The 10,855-nt window shown below is 74.7% G+C and carries 11 protein-coding genes; 6 read left to right on the forward strand and 5 right to left on the reverse strand.

From position 1 onward, the window contains the following. The first annotated feature begins 107 nt into the window (after positions 1 to 107). The gene (locus ACFU74_RS32565) at positions 108 to 446 is read left to right on the forward strand and encodes a DUF6087 family protein (protein ID WP_380763371.1); all 339 of its coding nucleotides are present in this window, start codon (positions 108 to 110) and stop codon (positions 444 to 446) included. A 6-nt stretch (positions 447 to 452) separates the two neighbouring features. Here ACFU74_RS32565 and ACFU74_RS32570 read toward each other — a convergent pair whose 3' ends face one another. Both ACFU74_RS32570 and ACFU74_RS32575 read right to left on the reverse strand, forming a co-directional pair. Then, positions 453 to 1,364 (reverse strand): class I SAM-dependent methyltransferase, encoded by a 912-nt coding sequence (locus tag ACFU74_RS32570; protein WP_380763373.1) that lies wholly within the window; start codon positions 1,362 to 1,364, stop codon positions 453 to 455. Positions 1,365 to 1,393: 29 nt separating this feature from the next. Further along, a complete protein-coding gene (locus tag ACFU74_RS32575; RefSeq protein WP_380763391.1) occupies positions 1,394 to 2,371 on the reverse strand; it encodes an NAD(P)/FAD-dependent oxidoreductase in 978 nt (325 codons plus the stop codon). 189 nt (positions 2,372 to 2,560) lie between these two features. On the opposite strand from ACFU74_RS32575, the gene ACFU74_RS32580 reads away from it, so the two are divergent. Then, entirely contained in the window at positions 2,561 to 3,634 is a 1,074-nt protein-coding gene (locus ACFU74_RS32580) for an aldo/keto reductase (protein ID WP_380763375.1), read from the forward strand. Between the two features lie 58 nt (positions 3,635 to 3,692). Here ACFU74_RS32580 and ACFU74_RS32585 read toward each other — a convergent pair whose 3' ends face one another. Further along, a complete protein-coding gene (locus tag ACFU74_RS32585) occupies positions 3,693 to 4,616 on the reverse strand; it encodes an NAD(P)-dependent oxidoreductase (RefSeq protein WP_380763377.1) in 924 nt (307 codons plus the stop codon). A 109-nt stretch (positions 4,617 to 4,725) separates the two neighbouring features. Between ACFU74_RS32585 and ACFU74_RS32590 the strand changes: the two genes are divergently transcribed. Next, a complete protein-coding gene (locus ACFU74_RS32590) occupies positions 4,726 to 5,079 on the forward strand; it encodes a winged helix-turn-helix transcriptional regulator (RefSeq protein ID WP_380763379.1) in 354 nt (117 codons plus the stop codon). 23 nt (positions 5,080 to 5,102) lie between these two features. Here the strand turns inward: ACFU74_RS32590 and ACFU74_RS32595 are convergent, their stop codons facing one another. Continuing rightward, positions 5,103 to 5,525 (reverse strand): DUF350 domain-containing protein, encoded by a 423-nt coding sequence (locus tag ACFU74_RS32595; protein ID WP_380763381.1) that lies wholly within the window; start codon positions 5,523 to 5,525, stop codon positions 5,103 to 5,105. A gap of 173 nt (positions 5,526 to 5,698) precedes the next feature. Here ACFU74_RS32595 and ACFU74_RS32600 point away from each other — a divergent pair, with 173 nt between their 5' ends. The 3 genes from ACFU74_RS32600 (at position 5,699) to ACFU74_RS32610 (ending at position 9,279) form a co-directional block, all read left to right on the forward strand. Further along, on the forward strand, positions 5,699 to 6,127 hold the full coding sequence (locus ACFU74_RS32600; RefSeq protein WP_380763383.1) for a hypothetical protein: 429 nt from the start codon (positions 5,699 to 5,701) through the stop codon (positions 6,125 to 6,127). A 6-nt stretch (positions 6,128 to 6,133) separates the two neighbouring features. Further along, entirely contained in the window at positions 6,134 to 7,363 is a 1,230-nt protein-coding gene (locus ACFU74_RS32605) for a glutathionylspermidine synthase family protein (RefSeq protein ID WP_380763385.1), read from the forward strand. Between the two features lie 98 nt (positions 7,364 to 7,461). Next, a complete protein-coding gene (locus tag ACFU74_RS32610) occupies positions 7,462 to 9,279 on the forward strand; it encodes an NHL domain-containing thioredoxin family protein (RefSeq protein WP_380763387.1) in 1,818 nt (605 codons plus the stop codon). 67 nt (positions 9,280 to 9,346) lie between these two features. Here the strand turns inward: ACFU74_RS32610 and ACFU74_RS32615 are convergent, their stop codons facing one another. Further along, complete coding sequence (locus tag ACFU74_RS32615) at positions 9,347 to 10,660, reverse strand: M18 family aminopeptidase (RefSeq protein WP_380763389.1); 1,314 nt, start codon at positions 10,658 to 10,660, stop codon at positions 9,347 to 9,349. Between the last annotated feature and the right edge of the window lie 195 nt (positions 10,661 to 10,855).

Raw genomic sequence — 10,855 nt, forward strand, 5'->3', positions numbered from 1 at the left:
GGAAGGCAGCCGTCCATCGGTTTTTTCACCCGATCGTGGAATCGCCCGGCCCCGGCGGATCGGCCAGACTGGCCGTCCCCGACCGATCCGCCAGGGAGGTGCCGACGATGGACGCCGAGGACGAGCCGCCGGCCGACCAGCCGTTGGCCGACTGGTACGCCGAACGGGAGCGCCGCCGCCGGGCCCCGGGGACGCGGGACGCGATCACCCTCGCGCCCGGGCCACGGCGGGCGGCGCACCTCTTCCAGGACGTGCCCCGGCTGGTGGTCGAGTGGGACGGCCACACCTGGCAGCCCGTCGCGGTGGCCGAGAACTACGCCGAGGCCTACCCGCTGATCGTCCGCCCCGACCGGGCACCCGGGCCGCAGTCGGTGTTCCCGCAGGCGGACACGCCCGTCCCGCTGCTGCGCAGGGGGACGGGCCGGCACCGGAAGCCGGACCGCTGAGACCTCCTAGTGTCCCGCACCGGCCGCGCGGGCGGTGTGGACGGTGAGGGCGGCGAGGTAGAAGGCGTCGGGGCGGTTGAGGATGCCGGCCGGGGCTCCGCGGTCCAGCAGGGCGTCCAGGGCGGCGAGGTCGGCCGCGTCCAGCAGGTCGGCGAACTGCTCGCGGCGGCGGGCGAGCTGGACGTGCAGGAACTCCCGGGTGGCGGGGTCCAGCGGGGCCGGGCGGTCGACCAGGAAGGTCCGGCTGCCGGTGGGAACCAGCCCGGCGGCGGCCAGCATGGCCGGCCAGTCCTCGACCACGGCCACGCTGCCCGGGGCGGACTCCCGCATCGCGGTGAAGGTCTCCTCGTGCGCCGCGTCCAGGCGGGCCTGGAGGCCGGGTCGGCCGAGGCCGAGGTCGCGCGGGAGGCAGCGGGCCGGCAGGCCGCGCTCGGCGACGGCCAGCACGCCGCCCGGGCGCAGCGTGGCGCCCAGCGCGGTCAAAGCGGCCTGCTGGTCGCCGAGGTGGTGGATCGCGTTGCCGGACCAGACCAGGTCGGCGCCGCCGAGCGTGCCGAAGTCCTCGGGCAGGTCCGCCCGGTGGGTGCCGACCCGGCCGGCCGACCGGGTACGGGCGCGCTCCAGCAGGGCGGCGGACTGGTCGACGGCGACGACCTCGGCGTCCGGGAAGCCGTCCGCGAGCAGTCCGGCGATCACGCCGGGGCCGCTGCCCACGTCGAGCACCCGGCGGACCGGGACGCCGTCCAGCAGTCCGCCCAGCCAGCGGGCGGCCGCGGTGACGGCCGGGGCCTGGACCTCGGCCTCGCGCTCCAGGTGGACGGCGAGGGCGTCCCAGTCGAAGTCGGCGTCCTGGCCGTGGCCGTGGCCGTGGTGGGCCTGGCCGTGGGAGTGCCGGTGGGCGTGGGCGTGCTGGGTCATGGGGAACTCCGTCCTCTCGGTGGGTCGACTCAGGCGGCGGCGAGGGCGCGGTCGACGTCCTCGTCCACCAGGTCGTGGTTGAGCGCGAACGCCGCCGCGGCGCCCGCCCCGGCCGCGGTGACCACCTGGGCGCGGGGGTCGGCGACATTGCCCACCGCCCACACCCCGGGCACGCTGGTGCGGCCCGTACGGTCGGTGGTCACCCAGCCCTGTGCGTCCCGCTCGCAGTCCAGGCCGAACAGCAGGGCGTCCCTGGGCACCAGGTGCGGGAACAGGAACACCGCCTCGCGCGGCACCGCCGTGCCGTCCGCGAGTTCGACGCCGCACAGCCGGTCGTCCGTGACGACCACCCGCTCGACCTCGCCCTCGACGGTCCGCACGCCCCGGGCGTCGAGCCTGGCCCGGTCGTCGGCGGAGAGGTCCAGGGTGTGCGCGAGGAGCACCACGTCCGCCGACCACTGGCGCAGCAGCAGCGCCTGGTGGACCGCGCCGGGGTGGGTGCCGAGCACGCCGAGCGGGCGGTCGCGGACCTCGTAGCCGTGGCAGTACGGGCAGTGCAGCACGTCGCGGCCCCAGCGTTCGGCCAGGCCGGGCAGCTCCGGCAGGCCGTCGCGCAGTCCGGTGGCGACGACCACCCGGCGGGCCCGCAGCGCCGGGCCGCCGGCCAGGTGGACGTCGAAGGCCGGGACGCCCGCGAGCGGCACCGGCTCGACGTGGTCCACCCGGGCGTCGAGCAGGTCCACCCCGTACCCCGCCAGTTCGGCGCGCCCGGTCTCCCGCAGCGCGGCCGGGGACATGCCGTCCCGGGAGAGGAAGCCCCCCATCCGCGCGGCCGGGGCGTTGCGCGGCTGTCCGACGTCCACGACGGCCACCCGGCGGCAGGCCCGGGCCAGCACCAGGGCCGCGTTCAGTCCGGCGGCGCCGCCGCCGACCACCACGACGTCGTAGCCGTCGGTGGCGGCGGGGATCTCGGGAACGGTCCCGTTTCGCGTGTCGCTCACGGCGATCACCTCCACCGCCAGGCTGCGCCGACCACCGGGCGGCGGGCAACTTTCGTTGCTGTTTCGGCAACACGGCCCGGCGGCCGGCCGTTCGCCGCCCCCCGGCGGGCGAACGCCCCTTGCCCTGGAGCGCACTCCAACTCCTAGGGTCGGCAGCCGGATCAGCGACCCGCACACACCAGGGGGACCACCACCATGCGCTACCGCACCCTCGGCGGCACCGGCATCGAGGTCAGCGCCTACTGCCTCGGCACGATGATGTTCGGCTCGATCGGCAACCCCGACCACGACGACTGCGCCCGGATCGTCCACACCGCGCTCGACGCGGGCGTCAACTTCGTCGACACCGCCGACATGTACTCGGCCGGCGAGTCCGAGGAGATCGTCGGCAAGGCCCTCCAGGCCCGCGGCGACCGCGACGACGTCGTGCTCGCCACCAAGGTCCACTTCCCGATGGGCGAGGGCCGCAACCGCGGCGGCAACTCCCGCCGCTGGATCGTCCGCGAGGTCGAGGAGAGCCTGCGCCGACTGCGCACCGACCGGATCGACCTCTACCAGGTGCACCGGCCCGACCCCGGTACCGACCTGGAGGAGACCCTCGCCGTCCTCGGCGACCTGGTGCGGGCCGGCAAGATCCTCGCCTTCGGCTGCTCGACCTTCCCCGCGCACGAGCTGGTCGAGGCCCACCACGTCGCCGAGCGGCGGGGCCTGCCCCGCTTCCGCACCGAGCAGCCGCCGTACTCGCTGCTCGCCCGCGGCGTCGAGCGGGACGTGCTGCCGACCGTGCGGCGGCTCGGCATGGGCGCGCTGACCTGGTCGCCGCTCGCCTCGGGCTTCCTCACCGGCCGCTACCGCAAGGACCGGCCGATCGACCTGACCAGCGGGCGCGCCGCCCTGATGCCGGCCCGCTTCGACCCGGCACTGCCGGTCAACCGGGCCAAGCTGGACGCCGTGGAGGCGCTGACCGCCGTCGCCGAGGACCTCGGCCGCACCCTGCCGGAGCTGGCCGTCGCCTTCCCGCTGGCGCACCCGGCGGTCACCTCGGTGATCATCGGACCGCGCACCCCCGGCCAGCTGGAGGCCGCCCTCAAGGGCGCCGACCTGGTCCTGGACGACGCCGCCCTGGACCGCATCGACGCCATCGTCCCGCCGGGCACCGACGTCTACCCGCCGGACGGCGTCTGGAGGCCCCGCGCCCTCACCGACCCGGCCCTGCGCCGCCGTCTCCCCGGCGACCGCCGGGCGGCGGACCACCCGGTGCAGGACTGACCGGGCCGGCCGACCGCGTGCGGACCGGGCACGGACCGGGTGCCCTCGGGTGGGGCGCTCAGCGGCGCAGGAGGTCGATCACCCCGGTGAGGTCCTCCTCCGCACTGCCCTCGGCCAGCCGCCGCGCCATCAGCCCGAAGTAGGGCGTGAGCAGTTCGGCGCTCACGCCCTGCTCCTCGGCGGTGCGCAGGAACGTCGGCACACCGGCGACCTGCATCGCCAGGTTCGAGACGACGCCCTCGGTGTAGTCCCCGGTCGCCAGCTTCCCGGCGGTGGCCGCGACCGAGCCGGTCATCGCGGTCAGCCAGGAGGAGAGCAGCGGGGCGAACCCGACCGGGTCCACGGACTCGGCGCGCACCAGCGCGAAGGCGTGCGCGATGCCCGCGAACATCCCGTACATCGCGCTCAGCAGCGCCACGTCGTGCAGCGCGGCGAAGCCGGCGTCCTCACCGACGTACCTGGTCCCGGCCGGGACGGCGAGGACCGCGCGGTGCTCCTCGAACAGCTCGCGCGAGCCGCTGTAGAACACGTACGGGCCGGCCTCCGGGACGCCGATCATCGGAGGGACGGCCATGATGCCGCCGTCCAGGTAGCGGGCGCCGCGGCCGGTCACCCGTGCCGCCCGGGCACGGGCCGTGCCCGGGGTGCTGGTGACCAGGTTGACGACGTCCTTGCCACGGAGGTCGGCCCCGGCCAGCGCCTCCTCCACCGAGTCGTCGTCGAGCAGGCAGACCACCACCAGCCCGTTGGCGGCGACCGCCCCGGCCGCGGTGGCGGCGACGGCGGCGCCCCTCGCGGCGAGCGGTTCGGCCCGGGCGGCGGTGCGGTTCCAGACGGTCAGCGGATGCCCCGCGGCGAGCCAGGCCTCGGCCAGCGCGGCGCCCATCGTGCCGAGGCCGAGCAGCGTGAGCGGGGCGGGCGGGGTCGTCGAGGCGGTCGTGGAAGCGGTCGTCGAGGCGGTGTCGGCTGTCGTGTCGGTCATGCCGATCAGCCTCGTTCGGGCCCGAGGGGCGATCAAGTACGCACTTCGGAGTGGGTGGTTACCCTGAGGTGAGCGAGCAGGTCGGCGAAGGGGTGGGTGGGGGCAGGACATGGCGACCGTACCGAGGCCCGGCGCGTACGTGTGCGGGATCGACGCCGCGATGGACGTGATCGGCGGCAAGTGGAAGGTGCTGATCCTCTGGGAGCTGGGCGCGCGCCCGAACCGGCGCTTCGGCGAGCTGCGCCGCAACGTGCCGGGGATCACCGAGAAGGTGCTGGCCGCCCACCTGCGCGAACTGGAGGCGGACGGCGTCGTGCACCGCGAGTCGTACGAGGAGGTGCCGCCGCGGGTCGAGTACTCGCTCACGGAGGCCGGACTGCGGCTCAACGAGGCGCTGGCCCCGCTGGGCGCCTGGGCGCGCGAGCACGTGCTGGGCGGCCGGCCGCACCCCGTCGGGGCGTAGCGGCCGCCCGGCCCGACCGGCCGTCAGGCGATCGAGGCGGACACGATCGCCGCCACCGCGAGGTTGCAGCTGGCGGTCACCCAGACCGCCGGGTGCGGCTCCGGGTCGACCAGGATCGCGCCCAGCTTGCCCGGCGTCAGCACGTCCACCACCCAGAACGCGACGGCCATCAGCACCAGGCCGAGGACGCCGAAGGCGATCGTGGAGGCCAGGCCCTTCCCGAAGTCCTCGTAGGTGTAGAGGATCGCGGTGAAGACGATGCCGCCGATGCCGAGCAGCGCCGAGCTGAGCAGCACGGCCGCGTTGCGGTTGCGCTCCACCCAGATCTGGCGGCCGAGCTTGCCGGGCGTCAGGAGGTCCACCAGGACGATGCCGAGAAGCAGCAGGACCACGCCGACGCCGCCGAAGGCCGCCGCCGCGCCGAGTCCGTTCAGGATGTCGTTCATGGGTTGTGTGGCCCCCCGGGTCCGTGTCGCAGTCGCACGCCGTGGGCCGGGCGCCCGAGCGCGGGCCCCCTCCCGCGGTCAAGGATCGGCAAAAGATAACCCATTCATGGCCGGATTCCGAGAGGGAACCAGCCCCTCCCGCACCATCCGGGCCACGCGTACCATCGGACGCCATGACCCAGCCGTTGCCCGCCAGTTCCACCCGGATACCGGAAGCCCCCGGACCGGCCGCCGCAGATCCGGCCGCTCTGCCGGCCGCACTGCCGGCCGCCGCGGTGCCGGTGGCCGCAATCCCGGGCGCCTCCGCCCGCCGCCGCTCCGGCTTCGTCGCCCTGGGCATGGTCGGCACCCTCGCGCTCGCGCTCTCCGGCTGCTCGTCCTCCTCCGGGAAGAACCCGCCGAGCCGCTGCGTCGACCCGGCCACCCTCAAGGTCCTCGACAGCCACTCCTGCACCACCAAGGGCTCCACGACCACCGCCGGCCGCTGGTACTACTGCGGCTCCGGCGCCGCCACCGCCACCGGCGGCACCTTCGACAAGGCCGCCACCAAGCGCGGCGGCTTCGGCTGCCCGTCCGGCTCCAGCGGTTCGGGCGGGGGCTGATCCGCCGTGCGCCGCCGCACCGTCGAACCCCGCCCCGACTGGCTGGCCACCGTCGAGGGCCAGGGCCTCATCTACGCGATGTGCTCGGACCCCTGCAACCAGGGCGGCCCGCACGCCTACTGGGACGAGTCCGCCTACTACGAGTTCTCGCTGCCCGAGGTGGAGGCGCTGGAGGAGGTGGTCGAGGAGCTGCACGAGATGTCGCTGGCCGCCGCCGGCCACGTGGTCCGCACCGGCCGGTTCGCCGACTACGGCATCACCGACCCGCGGCTCGTCGCCGCCGTCACCGAGTCCTGGCACCGCCGCGACGAACAGCCCACCCTCTACGGGCGGTTCGACCTCGCCTACGACGGCACCGGCCCGGCGAAGCTGTTCGAGTACAACGCCGACACCCCGACCTCGCTGATCGAGGCGGCGGGACCGCAGTGGTTCTGGATGGAGGAGCGCTTCCCGCACGCCGACCAGTGGAACTCGCTGCACGAGCGGCTGGTCGCCGCCTGGGAGCGGCAGAAGCACCTGCTGCCGCCCGGCCCGGTGCACTTCGCGCACTCGCGCGGCGACACCGAGGGCGAGGACTGGATGACCACCCTCTACCTCCAGGAGTGCGCCGAGCAGGCCGGCCTCGAAACGGTCGGCATCGCCGTGGAGGACATCGGCTGGGACGGCCTGTCCGGCCGCTTCGTCGACCTGGAGCACCGCTTCGTCCGCGCCGTGTTCAAGCTCTACCCGTGGGAGTGGCTGGCCACCGACGAGTTCGGCGAGCAGCTGCTGGACGTCGTCGACCACGGCGGCTCCACCGGCTCCACGATGTGGATCGAGCCGGCCTGGAAGATGCTGCTCTCCAACAAGGCCCTGCTGGCCGTGCTCTGGGAGCTGTACCCGGGCCACCCCAACCTGCTGCCCGCCTACCTGGACGGCCCGCGCGAACTCGCCGCCCCGGACGGCCCGGGCTACGCCGCCAAGCCGCTGCTGGGCCGCGAGGGCGCGGGCGTGCGCATCGTCGAGCCCGGCGGCCGCGAGACCCGCCTCGCCGACTGGGCCGGCGACCCGGACCGCTACGGCGCCGAGGGCCACTGCTACCAGCAGCTCCACCCGCTGCCCGACTTCGACGGCAACCGCCCCGTCCTCGGCACCTGGGTCGTCGACGGCGAAGCCGCCGGCCTGGGCATCCGCGAGACCGACGACAGCCCCATCACCCACCAGGGCGCCCGCTTCCTGCCCCACCTCATCGTCTGAGCCGCCGAACAGCACCGGACCCACCGGACACCACCCGGCCGGCCCGCACCGGGCCCGGTGGCGGAATGCCGGGCGGGCCGGTGCTGTTTGATTGGCCCATGGCATCTCGTGCACGTGTACGCGCCCCCGAGCTGGTCGGGGCAGGCGGTTGGCTGAACACCGGCGGCAAGGAGCTGACGCTCGCCGACTTCCGGGGCAAGATCACCATCCTGGACTTCTGGACGTTCTGCTGCATCAACTGCCTGCACGTCCTCGACGAGTTGCGGGAGCTGGAGGAGAAGCACCGGGACACCGTGGTGATCGTCGGTGTGCACTCGCCCAAGTTCGTGCACGAGGCCGACCACCGGGCCGTGGTGGACGCGGTGGAGCGGTACGAGGTGCACCACCCGGTGCTGGACGACCCGGCGCTCGCGACGTGGAAGCAGTACGCGGTACGGGCCTGGCCGACGCTGGTGGTGATCGACCCGGAGGGGTACGTGGTCGCCCAGCACGCCGGCGAGGGGCACGCGCACGCGATCGCCCGGCTGGTCGAGGAGCTGGAGGCCGAGCACGCGGCGAAGGGCACCCTGCGGCGCGGCGACGGCCCGTACGTGGCGCCCGAGCCGACCGCCGGGGACCTCAGGTTCCCGGGCAAGGCCGTCCGGCTGCCGAACGGCCGCTTCCTGGTCGCCGACTCCGGCCACCACTCGCTGGTCGAGCTGGAGGCCGACGGCGAGACCGTGGTGCGCCGGATCGGCGACGGGGTGCGCGGCCTGGTCGACGGCGACAGCCCCCGGTTCAGCGAGCCGCAGGGCCTCGCGCTGCTGCCGGAGGGCACCGCCGACTACGACGTGGTGGTCGCCGACACCGTCAACCACGCGCTGCGCGGCGTCCGGCTGGCCGACGGCACCGTGACCACCCTGGCCGGAACCGGCCGGCAGTGGTGGCAGGGCTCGGCGACCGAGGGCCCGGCCCGCGAGGTGGACCTCTCCTCGCCGTGGGACGTCGCCTGGTTCGACGGCCGGGTCTGGATCGCGATGGCCGGCGTCCACCAGCTGTGGGCGTACGACCCGGCGGCCGGCACCGTCGGCGTCGCGGCCGGCACCACCAACGAGGGCCTGGTCGACGGGCCCGCCGCCGAGGCCTGGTTCGCCCAGCCGTCCGGCCTGGCCGTCTCGGCGGACGGCGAGCGGCTCTGGGTCGCCGACTCCGAGACCTCGGCGCTGCGCTGGGTTTCACGTGAAACCAAGGCCGTGCACAGCGCCGTCGGCACCGGGCTGTTCGACTTCGGGCACCGGGACGGCGCGGCCGGGCAGGCACTGCTCCAGCACCCGCTGGGCGTCACCGTGCTGCCGGACGGCTCGGTGGCCGTCAGCGACACCTACAACCACGCGCTGCGCCGTTACGACCCGGTGAGCGACGAGGTCAGCACGCTGGCCACCGACCTGCGCGAGCCGTCCGGCGCGGTGCTGGTGGACGGCGACATCGTGGTGGTCGAGTCCGCCCGGCACCGGCTGACCCGGCTGCGGCTGCCCGAGGAGGCGGTCCGGGTGGACGCGGTGGCGCACCGCACCCAGCGGGCCGCCACCGAGGTCGCGGCGGGCGCGCTGCGGCTGGACGTGGTGTTCCGGGCACCCACCGGCCAGAAGCTGGACGAGCGCTACGGCCCGTCCACCCGGCTCCTGGTCAGCGCCACCCCGCCCGAGCTGCTGGTCTCCGGAGCGGGCGCGGACAGCGCGCTCTCCCGCGAGCTGGTGCTCTCCGACACGGTGACCGAGGGCGTGCTGCACGTCTCGGCGATGGCGGCGTCCTGCGACGACGACCCGGCGGTCGAGTACCCGGCCTGCCACGTCCACCAGCAGGACTGGGGCGTGCCGGTACGGCTCACCGCCGACGGCGCGCGCCGGCTGCCGCTGGTGCTGGCCGGTCTGGAGTAGCCGGCCTGGAGCGGCCCGCGGGCTCACGCCGGTGCGGAGGGGCCGGCCCCTCCGCACCGGTCAGGGCTCAGCCCTCCAGGAACGCCTTGATCGCGCTCGCCAGCAGGTACGGGTCCTCCGCGCCGCACAGCTCGCGCGCCGAGTGCATGGAGAGCGCGGCGATGCCGCAGTCCACGGTCTGGATGCCGAGGCGGGCCGCGGTGATCGGGCCGATCGTCGTCCCGCAGGGCATGGCGTTGTTGGAGACGAAGGTCTGCCACGGCACGCCGGCCTTCTCGCAGGCCGCCGCGAACACCGCCCGGCCGACGCCGTCGGTGGCGTACCGGTTGTTGACGTTGACCTTGAGGATCGGGCCGCCGTTGGGCAGCGGGTGGTGGCCCGGCTCGTGCCGCTCGCTGTAGTTCGGGTGGACGGCGTGGCCCATGTCGGAGGAGAGGCAGACGGTGCCGGCCAGCGCCCGGGCCCGGTCCTCCAGGCCGCCGCCGCGCGCGTACACGCTGCGCTCCAGGACGTTGCCGAGCAGCGGGCTCTGCGCGCCGGTGTCGGACTCGCTGCCGGTCTCCTCGTGGTCGAAGGCGGCCAGCACCGGGATGTACGGCAGCGTCGCGCCGTCCGTCTCGGCGGCGGCGGCCACCGCGGCCAGCGCGGCGGTGGCGGCGTGCACCGAGAGCAGGTTGTCCAGCCGGGGACCGGCCAGCAGCTCGCGGTCCCGGCCCAGGTAGGAGGCGGGCTGGACGTCGTGGGTCATGAGGTCCCAGCCCGTCACCTCGGCCGCGTCGACCCCCGCCCGCTGGGCGACGTAGCCGATCAGCGAGCCCTCGTCGACCGGGCCGAGGCCCCAGATCGGCGTGAGGTGGCGCTGCTTGTCCAGCTTCATGCCGTCGTTGACCTGGCGGTCCAGGTGGATCGCCAGCTGCGGCACGCGCAGCAGCGGCTCGTCGAGCTGGACCAGCCGGCGGCTGCCGTCGCGCAGGGTGAGCCGGCCGGAGAGGCCGAGGTCCCGGTCGAGCCAGGTGTTGAGCGGCACCCCGCCGTAGATCTCCACCGCGACCTGCCGCCAGCCCGCCGATCCGGTGTCGGGGATCGGCTTCACCCGCAGGTTGGGTGAGTCGGTATGGGTCCCGACCACGCGGAACGGCGTCTCCGGCCCCGCGCCGGCCGGCACGTACCAGGCGATCAGCGCGCCGCCGCGGACGACGTACCGGCCGCCGGCCACGCCGTCCCAGGAGTCCGTTTCCAGCACCTGCCGGAAGCCGGCTTTCTCCAGACGCTCGGCCGCGCTCGCGACCGCGTGGTAGGGCGACGGCGAGGTGCCGAGGAAGGCGATCAGGTCATCGGTGTGCGTCCGGTCGAAGAAGGCCTGGCGGGCGGCGGTCGACATGCTGCTCCTGGGTCGAGGGAGGGCCGAGGCCGAAATGGGGGATCGGCTTCGCACCTTGAGCATATGCCCGTACACGGACATGACACTCGGAGCATCCCAACGGATGCAGAACACAGACAGAAACGTGAACTGACGCCCCCTCGACAAGCGGTGCGGCCCCGCTCCGGGTGCGCCGAAGGGCCCGGTCGGGGGGAC

The sequence above is a fragment of the Kitasatospora sp. NPDC057500 genome (genome assembly GCF_042802195.1).
In the GTDB taxonomy this organism is placed as follows: Bacteria; Actinomycetota; Actinomycetes; order Streptomycetales; family Streptomycetaceae; genus Kitasatospora.